Origin of the sequence: Bacillus cereus group sp. BfR-BA-01360 (assembly GCF_022663595.1) — a bacterium.
Lineage (GTDB): Bacteria > Bacillota > Bacilli > Bacillales > Bacillaceae_G > Bacillus_A > Bacillus_A cytotoxicus.
Genome location: NZ_JAKUFV010000010.1, coordinates 25,248 through 42,898 on the forward strand (window position 1 = coordinate 25,248; position 17,651 = coordinate 42,898).

A 17,651-nucleotide genomic window follows, 5' to 3' on the forward strand; every position below is an offset into this window, starting at 1 on the left:
TTCGCACATAATTGTAGCAATAAATATATTCTCATACACTTGTAACCGTCAAGTAGTATGTAGAATGGAACACTTTTTGCTAAAGATGTTGTTCCAGTTCTAGGAACATCTTCTAAGAGAACATGTCCCTTTGCTATAATAGCAATGACCGCTAATTCAATTGCCTCGTTTTCACCTATCATTACCTTTTTTGAGTGGAATAAACTTTTTACATTTATAAGTAGGAAAGACTATGGCCGTGGCCTGTCCTACTAATCTGAGTATGTTTTTGATTTTATGATTGCTAAGAAGAATGTAATAATAGAAAAAATGATGCAAAAAGTAAAAATAAGAATAAACAAACTAGTAAAACTACAATTGAGACTAATACTGGTTGGAAATATACAAAGATTAAATTTTTTAAATTCATCCCCACATTTACATATACTTAACTACTTTCAATACTGCTCTTTATTTTGGATAGCCAACACAAATAGAAGGTTTAAAGGTTCCGAATTTCTAATGTCACTTTCTAGTTTCTTGATATACGGATTTCTAACTAAAAAATAATTGTATTTTTCAGATAAATAACTTATTATAAAATAAGTTATTTTAGAAAAAGAAGGTAGGAGATTAAATTTCTGATTATTTAAATTATTGAGTCGTTTTTTGAAAAAGAGAGAAGATGACGCTTGCTTTATTTGTTGTTATACCATATTTTGCTTATAAATGATAGGTGAGGAGGAAAGAAAGTGGCAAATACAGAACTGAAAAGAGGATTGGAAGCTCGTCATATTCAGATGATTGCTTTAGGAGGTACGATTGGCGTTGGTCTATTTATGGGATCAGCCAGCACGATTCAATGGACGGGTCCATCAGTCATGCTCGCTTACGGAATTGCCGGAATTTTTATATTTTTTATTATGCGTGCGATGGGAGAAATGTTATATGTAGAGCCTGGAACAGGTTCGTTTGCGACATTTGGTCATAAGTATATCCATCCGTTAGTTGGTTATATGACAGCATGGAGTAACTGGTTTCAATGGGTTATTGTCGGAATGTCAGAAATTATAGCAGTTGGAGCATATATGCAGTATTGGTTTCCCAATCTTCCAGCGTGGATACCAGGTGTGATCGCAATGGTCATTCTTGGATCTGCAAACTTAATTTCAGTGAAATCATTTGGTGAATTTGAATTTTGGTTTGCGATGATTAAAATTGTAACGATTGTATTAATGATTGTTGCAGGATTTGGGCTTATCTTTTTTGGGCTTGGTAACGGTGGGAGTGCTATTGGATTGTCGAATCTTTGGGAACATGGTGGCTTTTTTACAGGCGGTCTGTCAGGATTTTTCTATGCTTTATCGCTTGTTGTTGGTGCCTACCAAGGTGTTGAATTAATAGGGATTGCTGCTGGAGAAGCAAAAAATCCGCAGAAAACATTAACAAAAGCGATTCAAAGTACCATTTGGCGTATTTTAATCTTTTATATTGGTGCAATTTTCGTTATTGTAACTGTGTATCCTTGGGACCAATTAAATACAATTGGAAGCCCGTTTGTTGCAACGTTTGCCAAAGTTGGAATTACAGCAGCTGCTGGATTGATTAACTTTGTTGTTATTACAGCCGCAATGTCTGGTTGTAATAGCGGAATTTACAGTGCAGGCCGAATGCTTTATACGTTAGGAAGGAACGGACAAGCACCAAAATATTTTACAAAGATTTCTCGTAATGGTGTTCCTTTATTCGGTACAATAGCTGTGTTAATTGGATTAGCAATTGGCGTTCTATTAAGTTACATTGCACCAAAAAACTTATTCGTATATGTTTATAGTGCAAGTGTACTTCCTGGTATGATTCCATGGTTTGTTATTTTAATAAGTCAAATTCGGTTTAGAAAAGGAAAAGGGCATGAAATAGAGAATCATCCATTTAAAATGCCATTTGCACCTGTATCAAATTATGTCACCATCGCCTTTTTGATTATGGTATTAATTGGAATGTGGTTCAATGACGATACAAGAGTTTCACTCATTGTAGGAGTAATTTTCTTAGCAATTGTTGTCATTAGTTTTTATGCTTTTGGAATCGGGAAACGCATTGTAATAGAAGAAAAAGATGGAATGATAAATAAATAATACTGCTTGCGCCTAAAGATGTTTAGAGTGAGAAAAAGAGAGTGAAATATCATGTTCGATTTTCGTTTTATAGCATTTGGTAACGGTGCAAATGTGATATTCTATGATTTCACGTGCGAAAGAAGGCATTTGTATCGGGAATCATAAAATATTACGATCGATTGCAACTGAATCTCTACATGCTAGTACATTGTGAATAAACTGAACGATTTGTCGAAAAAGTATGAGAATCTACAGATACAATAATAAAGAGAGCAATATGTTTACAGCGATTTTTTAAGCATGGCGTATCACTGCCATGCTTTTTAAGTGTATGTTGCTATTTGCAGGTGATACTATGTTTGTTTCCACTTTCATGTCATTCATATAGAAAGTCATCTTAAAATAAAGTAGACAATGGACGTAAGCTTATCCACGCAGCCATTGATAACATTTCCAAATGAGAAAAAAGAACATTATATATCCAAAAAAAGAATATGAATGATGCCAGTTTTCACTATGAGTAAACAATCCCAAATGTTCAGCTATTCGTTCAGAGAGACTGGCACAAATACCAATAAACATAATGAAGAGACTTCTTGAAAGAGTTGATAGATTGGTGGATACATATAGGAAGATGACAGTAAAGATTGGTAAGAGAAAACATGTAAAAGCAATATTCATTGTAAAGAGAGTCGGGAAAGGTCTTATCGGAAAATGATACATTTGTTTTTGTACGAAGAAAAAATCTAAGTACGTTCCAATGAAACAAGAGAGGATGACTGTAGTGATAAGCGCTAGATGATTATGCTTCTGATTCTTCCTCTTCTCTAAGAAAGATATTTTTCTTTGCCATAATAGCCAATTCAATTTTTTCAAGTGTTTTACAATAGTTATCCATAATTTTCTCATTGTGAGGTTCTCCTTTATCTATTAAGTAGTTCACAATTCTCCAATCGGTAAACCAGTCGCCTTTTTCAGCTTCTGTATGTGTAATGTTTTGCCAAGCATAGAGTAATTCGGGACTATAGATACGATGTGCTCCTTTCCGTAATTGGCATTTTTTTATGCGCCGTCGATATAGTTCCCGATAAAAAGATTCATTTACATTAGAAAATAAATGTGGCCAGTAATCTTTTCGAGATCCTGTATGTGGATGATTGTGTGCCCAAGTTATAATTTTGGCTAAGCGTTCTTTATTATGAAATAACAATGTATATAGCCGTTTACCGAGCATAATTCTCTCATGTAAAGAGGTAAAATGTTTCATCGTGTCACCAAGAAGCAATGCCTTTTTGTGAGTATCATCTTCATAGTATGGGAAAAGGATATGATTAAAACGGAAGAAATCAAAAAGCTTAAATGCAACGCTATTTAGGACAATCTTTTTAAAATGAGCATTTTGTATGATGCGTTTTTCTAAGTAACTTTGTTCATTAATAATGGTTGCTATGGCTAATGTATAGCGGTTACCTGTTTTCCAAAAATGGTTCCACATTGTTTCCATAAACGTTGAAACATGTAAATAAGGCAGGAGATAAAAGAGAGCTTTCGAACGTTTCAAGCTTTGTTCGTACAATAAAAATTGTGGATATACATCTTGGAAGATGAACCAGTTTCCACGCTCTAAGAAAGAGAAAAAGACAAATTGATCCTTTTCTGATAATAGCCTTGTATATAAATCCCCCTTTAAATCTGTCATATTCCAGCCGCCATTACGCGAGACCATATGTCCAAGTAAAGCCCATTGTATTTCAGGGTACTTTACATAAAATTGATAATAAGCCCGTGTTCTCGTTACATTGTTTTTATTTAAATGTTTTGTTTGCTCTTGAATATAATGAATTATCCATTTTTCCTCTTGGGTTAACTTTGATACAGGAGGGAAAGGTGCTTTCATCTGACTTTTTTTCTGCAATTCATTTTTGATTGCGATAAGGGAGAGTGGGATTGTTTTGGAAGACCGGTCCCAGTCGTAATTATATTTGTTCTGATCCATTCTAATCCCCCGTTCATATCCAGGTATTATTATGCTATTACGTACAGAAAGAATAAATGAGAAGTGTTTTTCAAAGGGAGCGAATTGTTCACACTCTTTTGTACAACCTTTTCATCATACGAATGAGGGATTTCATTTATGTAGTAGCGTATTAGTATAGTAATGGATAGAAGTATTATACAATTCACATGAAGGGGAAGGAATGATGAAGAATTGGGTTCAATTTAGAATTGCACGTCCAACTGATAAGTTTGAAGAGGTAATTACATTTTATAACAAAGGGTTGGGGTTAAAGCAAATTGGAGAATTTTATAATCATGAAGGATATGATGGGGTGATGTTTGGGCTACCTGATGCAGAATATCATTTAGAATTTACAAGACATCATAATGGTAGCCCATGTCCAGCTCCAACAAAAGATAATCTACTTGTATTCTATTTCACAAATCAATCTGAAATTCACAAAATAGCAAAACGATTACATACACTGGGATATGGTGAAGTAGAACCTGAAAATCCATATTGGAGAGAGAAAGGCATTACGATAGAAGATCCTGATGGATGGAGAATCGTACTTATGTATATAGAAAAGTAAAGGAGGATCAGATAGAGCTTTTGGCTATTTCATTTAGAAATTAGGTTGTTACTGGGAGTTGAAATATTATTCTTATATGAAAAAGAGCTTATGGAGATGGTGGAATCTTCATAAGCTCTTTTGTTTTTCTATTTATCAACTATTGTTAGAATGTTAAATTAATAATTAATTATGCGGTATATGAATAATTGTTATTTATTTTTTGGGGGAGAAAAAACTTTTAAATTTGACAAAATTCCAAACGATGGATTTCTATACAAATATAAAAAATAGTGTAGAAATCTGTCATTTAATAGACGTTTACATTGGAACTGATTCTGTATAGTCTTTGTGGTGTAAGGGCATCTATCCCTTATATAAAAATGATAAGGAGGTTATAAAAATGAAAAAAATGAAAAAATTTGCTGGGGTGGCGTTAACAGGAATAATTGGGTTAAGTGGATTGCTTTTTTTAGAACCGAATGTGAGTGCTGCAAAAATACCGGAGCTTGGGGATGAAAACTTTAACACAATTACAGTCTTTTTGAAGCAAAATGAGGGATATATACTGAGTGGGAGAAGTATTGATATTCTTTCAGGTGATGTTGAAGCAGTTATTTTAAATAAATATACCATCCAATTTGAAAAGCCTGGCCAATACATTGTTCGAGTGAATGGCTGTATTTATAATGATGTTTATACTTTTATAGTTGAAGAGTAGAAGAGTATATGATGGAATGGTTTGCATGAATCAGCAGTAGCGAAGAATCCACTTTTAGTTTAGAAAGTGGATTCTTTTACTTTTTAAATGTGAAAAGATGCATATGTGTGGCAAAATGAGATGAATACAGTCAAAAAAGTTAAAAAATTTAGTTTTAAGGATTATAATAGAAGGAGATGGAGAAAAAGGGAGTGACGATAGATGAGACAAGAATTAATAGAAAGATTTACACGATATGTAAAAATTGATACACAATCGAATGAAGAAAGCCATACAGTACCATCAACACCAGGGCAAATTGAGTTTGGAAAACAATTAGTTGAAGAATTAAAACAAATTGGTTTGATTGAAGTAACGATGGATGAAAATGGATATGTCATGGCAACACTTCCTGCCAATACAGATAAAGATGTTCCTGTAATTGGATTTTTAGCTCATTTAGATACAGCAACTGATTTTACCGGGAAGAATGTAAAGCCGCAAATTCATGAAAATTTTGATGGGAAAGCTATTACATTAAACGAAGAATTAAATGTCGTATTAACACCAGAGCAGTTTCCAGAGTTGCCGTCTTATAAAGGACATACTCTTATTACAACTGATGGAACGACGCTTCTTGGTGCGGATGATAAAGCTGGTTTAACAGAAATTATGACTGCGATGAATTATTTGATACATAATCCACAAATTAAGCACGGAAAGATTAGAGTGGCATTTACACCGGATGAAGAGATAGGACGCGGACCTTCTCATTTTGATGTGAAAGCGTTTGGAGCATCTTTTGCTTATACAATGGATGGAGGTCCACTTGGAGGATTAGAATATGAGAGTTTCAATGCTGCAAGTGCTAAACTCACTTTTAAAGGGAATAATACGCATCCAGGTACAGCAAAAAATAAAATGTTAAACGCTAGTAAGATAGCGATGGAATTCCACAGTCAGTTACCGGCCGAAGAAGCACCTGAGTATACGGAGGGGTATGAAGGGTTTTATCATCTTCTTTCTTTAAATGGAGATGTAGAGCAAAGTAAAGCATATTACATTATTCGTGATTTTGATCGCGGTAATTTTGAAGCTCGAAAAAATAAAATCAAGCAAATTGTAGAGAAAATGCAAGAAAAATATGGCGAAGAAAATATTATTCTTGAGATGAAAGATCAATATTATAATATGCTTGAGAAGATCGAACCAGTAAAAGAGATTGTGGATATTGCTTATGATGCGATGAAAAATTTAAATATTGAGCCAAATATTCAGCCGATTCGCGGAGGAACAGATGGTTCTCAATTATCGTATATGGGATTACCGACTCCAAATATTTTTACAGGGGGAGAAAATTACCATGGAAAATTTGAGTATGTTTCTGTAGATAATATGGAAAAAGCTACACATGTCATTATAGAAATAGCACGGTTGTTTGAAGAACGAGCGTAAGAAAGAAATCCAGGTAGTAAAATAAAATTTGCTATCTGGATTTTTTACCATATACAAAGGGGATAGGGACCATGAATCAAGATGAGCTAATAGGGTTTATTGGTACGTATACAAAGGGAGAGAGCGAAGGGATTTATCGTTTTATTTTAGATGTGAAATTAAAGGAAATAAGAGATATAGAAGTGGTAGTACATATAGAAGATCCGACTTATTTTGCGATTCGTCATGATAATCAATATTTATATTCTGTTGCAAAGAACAATGGATTGGGCGGAGTAGTTAGCTTTTTGATTGACACGAACACAAAACAACTGACCGAACTCAATAGGCAAATGGTTAAAGGGCCATCGCCGTGTCATGTAAGTATAAATTCAAAGGGTAATAGAGTGGTGGCTGCAAATTATCATAAAGGGACACTCCAATTTTATATGGTGAATCGAGAAAATGGAATATTAGAAGGAGCATCGATTACGTATCATAGTGGTTCTGGTCCAAATAAAGAAAGGCAAGAAAGACCACATGTTCATTATGCTGGATTTGCGCCTAACGAAGCATATGTTATAGCAGTCGATTTAGGCACCGATCAGTTAATGACTTATAAAGAAAAAGAGGGAAGGTTAACAGAAATACAGAGCTTATCTGTTCATCCAGGAAGTGGTCCAAGGCATCTTGTGTTTCATCCAAATGGTAACTATGCATATGTATTAACTGAACTGAGTTCAGAAGTCATCGTATTGACATATGATAAACAAAGGGGAAGATTTCAACAAATCCAATCTATTTCAGCTTTGCCTAAAGCGTATGGCGGAAGTAATTATGGAAGTGCGATTCAAATTTCTTCTGATGGAGAGTTTATATACGCAGCAAACCGCGGGCATAATAGTATTGCAATTTTTCGAGTCAATCAAGATTCTGGGAAATTGACATTTTTAGAGGCTATATCAACGGAAGGAAATTGGCCACGAGATTTTACACTTGATCCGACAGAACATTTTATTATTGTTGTGAATGAAAGATCTAACAATCTTATTTTATTTTCTCGAAATAAGACTACTGGACAATTAACACTTGTACAATCGAATGTAAGTGTGCCTAGTCCAGTGTGTGTGAAGTTTTTGCATAAAGAATAAAAAGAAACCTATTTGTCTTTCTTCTCAGATAAATAGGTTTCTTTTTGTGTGTTTTATTAAAATATTTCAAATCATTCTTGAAATATTTTTGTATGGAATATATAATTAATAACGATAATCATTATCATTATCAATTGGAGTGGAAGATTATAGAATAGAGGAAGTGGATGCATGCGGTTTATTGTAGGGTAGAGGATATATTATTAGAAAAAAGATATAACATGCAAAATATATCAATTTTTTGTGATATTTAATATTGGGGAGGAGAAGTATTCAAATGAACAAGAAATTATTTACACTAGGAATGGTGACAGTATTAAGTATTGGCCTTGCTGCTTGTAACAGTGCAGACAAAAGTTCAGGAGAACAGAAGCAAACATCGAAAGCAACAGAAACAAAAAAAGATGAAAAAAGAAAAATTACATATTTAGGGAAAGAATATACGGTGCCTGCGAAAGTGACAAATATCGTAACATCTAGCTTAGAGTCAATGGAAGATGCAGCTGTTCTTGGTATTAAGCCAGTAGGTGCAATAACAGTAGGGGGAAAATTACCTGAGTATTTAGCAAAAGATTTAGAAGGTGCGAAGTCTGTTGGGGAGAAAATGCAACCGAACTTCGAAACGTTACTTCAACTAAAACCAGATGTCATTACTTCTAGTTCAAAATTCCCACCGGAAACAGCTGAGAAGTTTACAAAGATCGCTCCAACATTCCCAGTATCACATATCTCAACAAATTGGGAAGAAAACTTAAAATTAATGGGAGAGTTATCTGGTAAAAAAGAGAAAGCGGAAAAAATTATTAAAGATTACAAAGCTGATGCCGCAAAAGCGAAAGAACAAATTGGTGATACATTAAAAGATAAAAAGGTTCTTGTTATTAGACTAAGAGCTGGTAACTTATATCTGTATCCAGAAAGTGTATACTTCAATCCTGTTATTTATAAAGATTTAGGATTAACTGTTCCAGAAGAAATCAAGTCTGTAAAAGCACAAGAAGCAATCTCTTTAGAAAAATTAGCTCAGAGCAATCCAGATTATATCTTCTTACAATTTGAAAAGAGCGAGAATAAAGATAAACCACAAGTATTAGAAGATTTGCAAAAAAATCCAATTTGGCAAAGCATTAATGCTGTAAAAGATAAAAAAATATTTATAAATGCTGTTGATCCAATGGCGCAAGGTGGTACTGCTTGGAGTAAAACAACGTTTTTAAAAGAAGCTGTCAAAAATTTATCTAAATAATTCAATAAGTAAGGTGCGTTGAATGATATGCGGAAAATAAATTCAGTACCAATGATAATTTTATGTTTCGCACCCATATTTATTTTATTTACAATGATGCTTTCTATTTTTTATGGGGCGAAAAATATTGATTTTGAAACAACTTGGAATGCATTATTTCATTTCGATTCAAGCAATGTAAACCATAATATTATTATTACTTCTCGTTTACCAAGAGTAGTTGCGGCTCTTTTAGTAGGAGCATTTTTAGCCATATCAGGAGCACTTATGCAGGGGATGACAAGGAACTATCTTGCATCCCCTTCTATTATGGGGGTAACAGACGGTTCTGCATTTGCCATTACCATTTGTATGGTGTTTTTACCAGGAATATCTTCTGTTCAAATGATTTTATGTTCTATGATTGGTTCGGCGCTAGGAGCAGGAATGGTTTTCGGCTTTGGTTCATTATTGCGAAATGGTTTATCACCAGTTCGATTAGCGATTATCGGAACTGTAATAGGTACCTTTTTAAGTAGTGTTTCAGCTGCGATTGCATCGTATTTTCAAATTTCTCAAAATATTAGTATGTGGTATAACGCGAAGTTGCATCAAGTAGATCCAAATATAATCAAATTGGCAATTCCTTTTGGGATAGTTGGGATTATATTAGCACTCATCATTTCAAAATCTATTACGATTCTTTCATTAGGAGAAGAGGTTTCTATTAATTTAGGACAACGTACAAACCTTGTAAAAATAACTGCAATTATAGCAGTTGTATTATTGACAGGTACAGCTGTTGCACTGGTTGGAAAAATCGGATTTGTAGGATTAATTATTCCACATATGACCCGTTTTTTAATCGGGGTGGATTATAAATGGATTATTCCTTGTGCAGGAGTAATTGGTGGTGTGTTTCTCGCTTTATGCGATGTATTAAGTAGATTTGTAAATTATCCATTTGAAACACCAATCGGAGTTGTTACCTCTCTAATTGGAATTCCTTTCTTCCTTTATTTAATTCATACAAGAGGAGGAGAGAAACATGTTTAGAGATTTAAATAAGCGTTATGTCATGACAATGGGGATTACGATCTCTTTCATTTTGGGTGCTATTTATATAAGTGTAACAAATGGAACTTTCGATATTTCCATTATAGATGTATTCCGAACAATATTTCGGATTAATCCTGTACCTGAACATGACTTAGTTATATTTGATTTTCGGCTACCGCGAATTATCATTGCCGCATTTGTAGGACTCGGTCTTGGAATTGCTGGTGCAGTGGTTCAAGGGATTACAAGAAATGGATTAGCGGACCCTGGTATTTTAGGAGTTAATGCTGGAGCAGGAACGGCAATCGTTATTTTTATGTTTTTCTTTCAAGGACAAATGAAGAGTACAGACTGGGTTTCTATTATGATGATGCCATTGTTTGGTTTAGTTGGCGGCTTAGGAGCAGCTATATTAATCTATATGTTTTCTTGGCGAAATGGAAGATTAGATTCACAGCGTCTTTTATTAACAGGAATTGCGATTGGATCAGGATTTGGAGCTTTCTCTATGTATATATCGTTAAAAATGAAAGCGACGGACTTTGAAATGGCTGCTGTTTGGGTTTCTGGAAGTATATATAATTCAAACTGGCAATATATTGTTGCGATGTTGCCGTGGCTAATTATCTTAATTCCAATTGTGAAAAGAAAAGCGTACTTGCTTGACCTGTTTCAATTAGAAGAAACAAGTATCACGAGTTTAGGGGTTTCGGTAGAAAGAGAAAAATCGATTTTACTATTAAGTAGTATCGGCTTGGTAAGCGCCTGTGTTTCTGTTGCAGGAAGTATTGGATTTGTAGGATTAATGGCACCACATATCGCAAAACGTTTAGTCGGCATTCAACATAAGTATGTTATTCCTACATGTGGTGTAATTGGTATGTTACTTGTCATTGTTTCAGACTTTATTGCCAAAACAATTTTTACACCTGTAGAGTTACCGGTTGGAATTGTCATTTCCATTATTGGTGTACCATATTTTCTCTATTTGTTATACAAAGCGAAAGCGTAAGAGGAGGGAGAAATCGTGAAAGTATTACGTACAGAACATCTAGAAACAAGTTATGAGAAATTGACAGTATTTCGTGATTTAAATGTAGAAATACAAAAGGGAAAGGTGACAACCATTATCGGCCCGAATGGATGTGGGAAATCTACTTTATTAAAAACAATGGGACGTATTGTAAAACAAAAAAACGGTAAAGTATATTTGCAAGATCAAGATTTACATACGATTCCAACGAAAGAAATCGCAAAGCAACTCGCTTTACTTCCGCAAAATCCGATTGCACCAGGAGAGCTGAAAGTAGAGGAATTGATTTCTTATGGTCGTTATCCACACCGGAAGAATGTGAATAAACGATCAGCTGAGGATACAGAAGTGATTGAATGGGCTTTAGAGATTACAAAAACAGCAGCATTTCGCAATCGTCAAATTGCAAATTTATCGGGCGGTCAGAGACAAAAAGTATGGTTGGCGATGGCGTTAGCACAGGAGACAGAGGTTCTTTTGTTAGATGAACCAACAACCTATCTTGATATGTCCCATCAATTAGAAGTGTTACAAATTGTGGAACGATTAAATAAAGAACATCATTGTACGGTTGTAATGGTGTTACATGATATTAATCATGCGGCGCGGTTTTCAGATGAGATTATTGCGATGAAAGATGGGAAGATCATGATGACTGGAAGTCCTGTAGAAATCATTACAAATGAAGTATTAAGAAGTGTGTTTCATATTAATGCACGCGTTATGATAGATCCTTACAATGGTGCCCCTGTATGTTTTGGGTATGATAGTGTTACGAACGAAGATATAGACTTGTATGCAACAAGCTAAGAAAAGAAAAAAGAGAGGCGATCATTATATGAATACATACATAGAAAGAGAGACTGTTATCGTTTCTGGAGCAGAGCAATGGGAGATGTATTCAGATATTGGGAAGCGTAAATATCGAATTTATATTTCAAAGCCTAAGCAGCCAGCTCCAGACAGTGGATATCCTGTCATTTATGTATTAGATGGGAATGCATACTTTCAAACGTTTCAAGAGGCGATGAAGGTTCAGTCAGGAAGAGCTGAAAAAACAGGAGTTCCTGCTTCTATTATTGTTGGGATCGGCTATCCAATTGAAGGAGTGTTTGCGGGTGCAGAAAGATGTTACGATTTTACTCCTTATCCGCTCTCAGTAGATGCACCGCCGAAGCCTGATGGAAAACCGTGGCCAAAGTCGGGAGGAGCAAATAAGTTCTTAGCATTTATTCAAGAGGAATTGAAACCACAAATTGAGAAAAACTTTACTATTAATCCAAAAAAACAGACAATATTTGGACATTCATTTGGTGGATTATTTGCATTGCATATATTGTTTACAAAAGTCAGTGCGTTCCAAAATTATTTCATCTGCAGCCCCTCCATTTGGTGGAACAATCAATTGGTTCTTGAAAATGAATTGAAATTTATAGACAAATGGAGCCAAATGAATGATGAGGTTCGAGTTTTCCTTACAGTTGGCGGAGCAGAAAGAGGCCATATGCTTCAAGATGCAAATGCATTATCAGAACGTTTATCCAAACTGGAGAATCATAAGTTTCAATTTGCTTTTTATGAAGCGGAAGGAGAGAATCATGCATCAGTAGTCCCAACGGTTTTAAGTAAAGGATTGCGCTTTGTAAGTAATATCCTTTAGTTATTCCTTTAAACAACCAAGAGATGTGTGATTTATATAATCATGCTAATCTATTAACTAGAAACTTTGAAGCGAGCGAGTCGGTTTTCTTATTTGAATCGTTTTATCTTGCACCTTTAAAAGAAGTAAGGGGAAGATGAAGCGTTTTTTCTTTTTGAAGAAAAATCATCGTTCACGTTTTTTCCACTATTTGTGGGAAGCTATATTCCCATCGTAAACAAAGAAACGAAATAGAAGTGGGTAGGATTTTCCGTAAAAGTTGAATTGGTGAAGGCTTTTATGGAATAGTAAGTGAAGGAATTCAATGATTCTTTTTATAAGTATAATAAGTTCTTGTCCCCCATCAATAGGAATAATAAAACTATTTTTGAAAACATGGATGTATAGAATAGAAGGAAACTTGTATGAAGAGTCTTATTAAGGTTTAATGGTATGAATAAAGTACTTAATTGAAGATGTTTATGTAGAGTATATCTGTATGTATATTTTATGCTATAAATGTTATACTCCGAGTAGATGATATTATACTATAGATGAATTGGAAAATAATTTTATGAATGAATATCTATTTGTTAATACAATTGAAACTTTAAGAAGGTGATAAAATGAGCCATAATGAACAGAAAGCAGCTACTACGCATAGATCGGATAAAGAAAAAGAACAAATTATAAATCGATTAAAGAGAATTGAAGGACAAGTTCGAGGTATTCAAAATATGATTGAAAATGATCGATATTGTGTGGATATTTTAGTACAAATTTCTGCCATTAATGCAGCGATGAAGAAAGTCGGAATGAGTATTCTCAAAAATCATACGCATCATTGTGTTTCTCATGCTATTCAAGATGGTAATGGGGATGAGGCAATAGAAGAGCTAATGAGAGTCTTTGAAAGGTTTTCGAAAGCGTAAAAAAAGCGAGCTAGTAAAGAACTAGCTCGTTTTTTTACTGATTATTTTACGGCTTCTTTTAATTCTTTGCCGGCTTTAAATGCAGGTACTTTAGAAGCTGCAATTTGCATTTCTTCACCTGTTTGTGGATTACGACCTGTGCGAGCAGCTCTTTCACGTACTTCGAATGTACCAAAGCCGATAAGTTGTACTTTTTCGCCAGCAGCTAAAGTATTTGTAATAGATTCTACTACAGATTGTACAACAACAGTAGCTTCTTTTTGAGAGATTTCTGCTTTTTGTGCTACGCTTTTAATTAATTCTGTTTTATTCATTTTTTTCACCTCATATGTAATACTATTTGTATTTGAGTTGTTATTATAACGCATAAAAGTGTGGAGAACAAGTGTACGCTGATAGATTCACAAAAAATACATTGTTTGTATCGAAAACAACACTATTTTCCCCATTCATAAAGAGAATTATACCATTTGAACCAATATTTTATAAGGATGATATACGATTTACCATACGATAGTTTATGTTCATAATGTAAAGTTGCTGTTTATAAAGCATAAATCAGTGCATTTAAACAGATACCGATTTTTTTTCAGTAGATGCCGTTGTTATTTTCGATTGCTGTTTATAAGCTAGGAAATAAGGAAGAGCTACAAACAGCATCCCTCCTACTAAATTTCCAAAAAAGACAACAATAAAATTTGGAAAATAGTCTGCCCAAGTGACATGACCCGCGAAGATAGCAGCTGGAATGACAAACATATTTGCAACAACGTGCTGAAAGCCTATTGCGACAAAAGTCATAACAGGAAACCAAATGCCAATCATTTTCCCACTAAACTCTTTACTTCCCATGCTGAGCCAAACAGCTAAACAAACGAGCCAATTACATCCAATAGCAGAAAAAAATGCTTGTATAGCTGTATCATGAAGTTTTGATTGTGCGATAGATACCGTTTTTGCTAAAAATTGTCCTTCAGTTAGTCCAACGATATGTCCAAAGAAATAAGCAACAAAAACAGCGCCAATAAAGTTACAGATTGTAATAATACATAAGTTCTTTACAACGTTGAAAAAAGTAATACGCTTTTGAAACCAAGCCATCGATATTGTCATCATATTACCTGTCACTAATTCGCCACCAGCAAGAATAACAAGAATAAGACCAATCGGGAAAACAGCTGCCCCTAGAAAAGTAGAAAATGATCCTAACGCTTTTGGCATTGTCCCAATCACACGAATATCAAGCAAATACCCTAACGCTATGAAAGCGCCGCCAAAAAAACCGAGAATAAGCATCGGAAGTAGAGGCAGTAATGCTTTCTTCTTACCTAAATCAGCTGCCAAATTGGCAATTTCATGAGGTGCATAAACAGACATAAGAAATCCCCTCCGTTGTTTCGCATCATCATTATGAATCATTAGAAAATATGAAAAAAGATTGTAAATAACAATGATGTCTTCTCAATTATTCTATATAAAATTTGTATCTATGCTATAAGTTAGCGAGATGAATAATGTATTTATTCATAATGATTATGTGTTGTAGTATAGAACCAATTGTTGAATAAGAAAGACGTCATTCAATATGTTATAAAATATGTATAAATTTGTCAATTGTATTAGAATAGTAAAAAGGAGGAGAGAATCCTGTTTTACGCAATTTTCTATAAAATCATACAAGTGAATGTTTAATCGGTGGGGCTTCATCCCCACCGATTATGAGTCTACCTTAACATATCGGATAACATCTACTAAACTGAGTTTTACTTATAACAAGACAATATGTTTTAGCAAACTTTCAAATGCTGAGATATAAAGAAAGTAGGTTATGAATATAAATAGAGAAAAGTTTTTAAAGTCGTAACTAACATTATTTTAGATTATGAAGTGTATGAAAGTATGTTCGATAAGTATGAGAACATACATAGTTATTTTTGGCACCCCAATTGAAGAAAATAGAGAGTAAGGATATGGCTCATGAAACTATTCTACTAACGAATTTGATAAAAGTGACCATGCTATTAACCCATGCATGACTAGAAAAAATACATATGTTAGTAGTATAGCCAGTCTTATGGTTAAACAGATACAAAGGAGAGAATCAGTATGAGTAATTTTCAAAATGAAGATCCATGTCCAATTGAAGTACCTTGCGAAGTGACAGGGCAAAATAGAGTTCCACTGTCAGATGTCGGTGCAACGCCTATCCTTACTCCAGGAACACCGATTGTAAAAGTTCCAGTTGTATTAGCGGAAAGAACACTTCAAATTGTCGTTGAAGCGAATGTTCCATTAGAGCCAGCAGCATCGGAGATTAAGCGTGTGTTAAAAAATGCATTTTTAACACAATGTAAATTAGTACCAGTAGCGTTTACTCCTATTCCTGGTACTAATTTTCGTCAAGTGACAAGAGCGAAACTATTTGTAGAAGGTTACATTCGAAAAAATATTGAATATGCTTCTGGTGATTGTAATGCGGCATTACTTGATAGAATCGCACACATTCCGTTTGCTGGTTTTGCTGATTTAACAGAAGCAGATTTTTTGACACGGCCTATTATCGCATCTTCGTCTGAAGCTACTTCTCGCTTTATCAACCCTCATAATGGAGATTTGTCGCGATTGGACAAATACTACTTTGAAAATACTGTTTTTTATAATGAACAACCATATTGTGAATTAATTAGTGCGGCTTTCTTTGAACTGGATTATTCACCTCGCCCAACTAATTTGAATGAGGTGTTCACAGAGCTTCGAGAAAAAATCGTTTTAGACCTTACTGTGAAAGTATTACAAACACAGCAAGTACAAGTAACAGGATTATAATGAAAAAGGACATCCTCTTTTTTGTGAAAAGAGAATGTCCTTTTTTTGCAGAGAGGGCATATATAACGTTGACAATAAATATATACATAATTATAAAGAGGCGATTTCATTCATCAGTTAGGAAGTGATACATGATGAATAAACCATGGATGAATTATGAAGAGATGAGTAACATCATTTCTAAGCAAAATGCTGTATATAAAGTTATTCAATTTGCAGATAAAGAGATGTATCCAGGTTGTGAGAGATACTCTAAATTTGTTAAAACTCCTTTTTCGATTATGAGGGATATAAAAGATTTTCTTATGCCTCCCATTATAAATGTGGTTAATGAAGAAATGTTTGTATATAAAAATCAAATATCCAATGAAAGAGATTCACGATTAGTAATGACGATCCAACAATATAATGAACAGCCGCATTGCTATTTGAAATCTACAAAAATTGTAGAAGACCGATCTCTTATAGAAGTTGGCAATGATTTTACTACAAACAATATAAATACAGGAAAGATGCAACAATCGTCTTTAACTTCTCTACATCAAATTGTCCCACCAAAAGAAAATGAAGAAAAAAATCTTTCTTTTCTCGCAACAAGGCTGCCTGTTCTGTTAGGAGATTATAAAATAGAATTAGCTTTAGAAGAAATGGTAATATTTCCTGGGAAGGTAGAAATAAGAGGAATCTCAAAGAATATTGTTGTAACGAGCAGTGGATTTATTCCAAAAGAAAAACTTAGGGCACACAAATATGTAAATAAAATGAAAGCAGGTAAGCTTTGGATTGAAGGATATGTGTTGCAACAGATTGATTATAAAATGCATTCAAAATATGCTCAAAGGTATCAAATGAAACAAAAGATGTTTGTAGAGCTAAGAGTGCAATTGTTGCAAAAACAAGAAGTACAGTTGGAGGATATAAAAACAATATTTTCATAGTAGATATGAAGCAATTTTCTTGACTTTTTATGTAGATATAAGGAA

17 protein-coding genes and 1 pseudogene are annotated in these 17,651 nt (G+C 34.2%); 13 read left to right on the forward strand and 5 right to left on the reverse strand.

Annotated features, from left to right (window positions below; translation table 11 throughout):
* Positions 1 to 68: 68 nt before the first annotated feature.
* A pseudogene (locus MR056_RS11305) lies at positions 69 to 182 on the reverse strand (AAA family ATPase); the annotation flags it as partial.
* A 549-nt stretch (positions 183 to 731) separates the two neighbouring features.
* Between MR056_RS11305 and MR056_RS11310 the strand changes: the two are divergent.
* Positions 732 to 2,117 carry an amino acid permease gene (locus MR056_RS11310; protein WP_087098974.1) on the forward strand — a complete coding sequence of 462 codons (1,386 nt, stop codon included), beginning with the start codon at positions 732 to 734 and terminating at the stop codon, positions 2,115 to 2,117.
* Positions 2,118 to 2,525: 408 nt separating this feature from the next.
* Here MR056_RS11310 and MR056_RS11315 read toward each other — a convergent pair whose 3' ends face one another.
* Both MR056_RS11315 and MR056_RS11320 read right to left on the reverse strand, forming a co-directional pair.
* A complete protein-coding gene (locus MR056_RS11315) occupies positions 2,526 to 3,008 on the reverse strand; it encodes a CBO0543 family protein (RefSeq protein WP_087098972.1) in 483 nt (160 codons plus the stop codon).
* A complete protein-coding gene (locus MR056_RS11320; RefSeq protein ID WP_087098970.1) occupies positions 2,902 to 4,095 on the reverse strand; it encodes a DUF2515 domain-containing protein in 1,194 nt (397 codons plus the stop codon). Before MR056_RS11320 ends, MR056_RS11315 begins: the two co-directional genes overlap by 107 nt.
* 205 nt (positions 4,096 to 4,300) lie before the next feature.
* Between MR056_RS11320 and MR056_RS11325 the strand changes: the two genes are divergently transcribed.
* The 10 genes from MR056_RS11325 to MR056_RS11370 all read left to right on the forward strand — a co-directional run bounded on the left by MR056_RS11325 (position 4,301) and on the right by MR056_RS11370 (position 13,842).
* Positions 4,301 to 4,690: a VOC family protein gene (locus MR056_RS11325; RefSeq protein WP_087095223.1), complete on the forward strand. Its 390-nt coding sequence runs from the start codon at positions 4,301 to 4,303 to the stop codon at positions 4,688 to 4,690.
* Between the two features lie 382 nt (positions 4,691 to 5,072).
* Entirely contained in the window at positions 5,073 to 5,390 is a 318-nt protein-coding gene (locus tag MR056_RS11330; RefSeq protein ID WP_012094847.1) for a hypothetical protein, read from the forward strand.
* Positions 5,391 to 5,591: 201 nt separating this feature from the next.
* The gene (gene pepT, locus MR056_RS11335; protein WP_012094846.1) at positions 5,592 to 6,824 is read left to right on the forward strand and encodes a peptidase T; all 1,233 of its coding nucleotides are present in this window, start codon (positions 5,592 to 5,594) and stop codon (positions 6,822 to 6,824) included.
* A 71-nt stretch (positions 6,825 to 6,895) separates the two neighbouring features.
* Positions 6,896 to 7,954 carry a lactonase family protein gene (locus MR056_RS11340; protein WP_012094845.1) on the forward strand — a complete coding sequence of 353 codons (1,059 nt, stop codon included), beginning with the start codon at positions 6,896 to 6,898 and terminating at the stop codon, positions 7,952 to 7,954.
* A gap of 277 nt (positions 7,955 to 8,231) precedes the next feature.
* Complete coding sequence (locus tag MR056_RS11345; RefSeq protein WP_087098968.1) at positions 8,232 to 9,200, forward strand: iron-hydroxamate ABC transporter substrate-binding protein; 969 nt, start codon at positions 8,232 to 8,234, stop codon at positions 9,198 to 9,200.
* Positions 9,201 to 9,227: 27 nt separating this feature from the next.
* Positions 9,228 to 10,235: a FecCD family ABC transporter permease gene (locus tag MR056_RS11350; protein WP_012094843.1), complete on the forward strand. Its 1,008-nt coding sequence runs from the start codon at positions 9,228 to 9,230 to the stop codon at positions 10,233 to 10,235.
* Between the two features lie 22 nt (positions 10,236 to 10,257).
* Positions 10,258 to 11,250, forward strand: coding sequence for a FecCD family ABC transporter permease (locus MR056_RS11355; RefSeq protein ID WP_375293714.1), 993 nt, complete (start codon positions 10,258 to 10,260; stop codon positions 11,248 to 11,250).
* 15 nt (positions 11,251 to 11,265) lie between these two features.
* The gene (locus MR056_RS11360) at positions 11,266 to 12,081 is read left to right on the forward strand and encodes an ABC transporter ATP-binding protein (protein WP_087098965.1); all 816 of its coding nucleotides are present in this window, start codon (positions 11,266 to 11,268) and stop codon (positions 12,079 to 12,081) included.
* A gap of 28 nt (positions 12,082 to 12,109) precedes the next feature.
* Positions 12,110 to 12,931 (forward strand): alpha/beta hydrolase, encoded by an 822-nt coding sequence (locus tag MR056_RS11365; protein WP_087095222.1) that lies wholly within the window; start codon positions 12,110 to 12,112, stop codon positions 12,929 to 12,931.
* A gap of 605 nt (positions 12,932 to 13,536) precedes the next feature.
* Positions 13,537 to 13,842 (forward strand): metal-sensing transcriptional repressor, encoded by a 306-nt coding sequence (locus MR056_RS11370; RefSeq protein ID WP_012094839.1) that lies wholly within the window; start codon positions 13,537 to 13,539, stop codon positions 13,840 to 13,842.
* 41 nt (positions 13,843 to 13,883) lie between these two features.
* Here MR056_RS11370 and MR056_RS11375 read toward each other — a convergent pair whose 3' ends face one another.
* Positions 13,884 to 14,156, reverse strand: coding sequence for an HU family DNA-binding protein (locus MR056_RS11375; RefSeq protein ID WP_012094838.1), 273 nt, complete (start codon positions 14,154 to 14,156; stop codon positions 13,884 to 13,886).
* Between the two features lie 253 nt (positions 14,157 to 14,409).
* Positions 14,410 to 15,219: a formate/nitrite transporter family protein gene (locus MR056_RS11380; RefSeq protein WP_012094837.1), complete on the reverse strand. Its 810-nt coding sequence runs from the start codon at positions 15,217 to 15,219 to the stop codon at positions 14,410 to 14,412.
* A 729-nt stretch (positions 15,220 to 15,948) separates the two neighbouring features.
* On the opposite strand from MR056_RS11380, the gene MR056_RS11385 reads away from it, so the two are divergent.
* Complete coding sequence (locus MR056_RS11385) at positions 15,949 to 16,668, forward strand: CsxC family protein (protein WP_087095218.1); 720 nt, start codon at positions 15,949 to 15,951, stop codon at positions 16,666 to 16,668.
* 131 nt (positions 16,669 to 16,799) lie between these two features.
* Positions 16,800 to 17,606 carry a DUF7852 domain-containing protein gene (locus tag MR056_RS11390; protein ID WP_012094835.1) on the forward strand — a complete coding sequence of 269 codons (807 nt, stop codon included), beginning with the start codon at positions 16,800 to 16,802 and terminating at the stop codon, positions 17,604 to 17,606.
* Positions 17,607 to 17,651 lie beyond the last annotated feature (45 nt).

Excerpts from the sequence above, each read along its gene's own strand:
- MR056_RS11315 (WP_087098972.1), bottom strand. The coding sequence starts at position 3,008 with ATGAGAAAATTATGGATAACTATTGTAAAACACTTGAAAAAATTGAAT.
- MR056_RS11320 (WP_087098970.1), bottom strand. The coding sequence starts at position 4,095 with ATGGATCAGAACAAATATAATTACGACTGGGACCGGTCTTCCAAAACA.
- MR056_RS11325 (WP_087095223.1), top strand. The coding sequence starts at position 4,301 with ATGAAGAATTGGGTTCAATTTAGAATTGCACGTCCAACTGATAAGTTT.
- MR056_RS11330 (WP_012094847.1), top strand. The coding sequence starts at position 5,073 with ATGAAAAAAATGAAAAAATTTGCTGGGGTGGCGTTAACAGGAATAATT.
- pepT (WP_012094846.1), top strand. The coding sequence starts at position 5,592 with ATGAGACAAGAATTAATAGAAAGATTTACACGATATGTAAAAATTGAT.
- MR056_RS11340 (WP_012094845.1), top strand. The coding sequence starts at position 6,896 with ATGAATCAAGATGAGCTAATAGGGTTTATTGGTACGTATACAAAGGGA.
- MR056_RS11345 (WP_087098968.1), top strand. The coding sequence starts at position 8,232 with ATGAACAAGAAATTATTTACACTAGGAATGGTGACAGTATTAAGTATT.
- MR056_RS11350 (WP_012094843.1), top strand. The coding sequence starts at position 9,228 with ATGCGGAAAATAAATTCAGTACCAATGATAATTTTATGTTTCGCACCC.
- MR056_RS11355 (WP_375293714.1), top strand. The coding sequence starts at position 10,258 with ATGACAATGGGGATTACGATCTCTTTCATTTTGGGTGCTATTTATATA.
- MR056_RS11365 (WP_087095222.1), top strand. The coding sequence starts at position 12,110 with ATGAATACATACATAGAAAGAGAGACTGTTATCGTTTCTGGAGCAGAG.
- MR056_RS11370 (WP_012094839.1), top strand. The coding sequence starts at position 13,537 with ATGAGCCATAATGAACAGAAAGCAGCTACTACGCATAGATCGGATAAA.
- MR056_RS11375 (WP_012094838.1), bottom strand. The coding sequence starts at position 14,156 with ATGAATAAAACAGAATTAATTAAAAGCGTAGCACAAAAAGCAGAAATC.
- MR056_RS11380 (WP_012094837.1), bottom strand. The coding sequence starts at position 15,219 with ATGTCTGTTTATGCACCTCATGAAATTGCCAATTTGGCAGCTGATTTA.
- MR056_RS11385 (WP_087095218.1), top strand. The coding sequence starts at position 15,949 with ATGAGTAATTTTCAAAATGAAGATCCATGTCCAATTGAAGTACCTTGC.
- MR056_RS11390 (WP_012094835.1), top strand. The coding sequence starts at position 16,800 with ATGATGAATAAACCATGGATGAATTATGAAGAGATGAGTAACATCATT.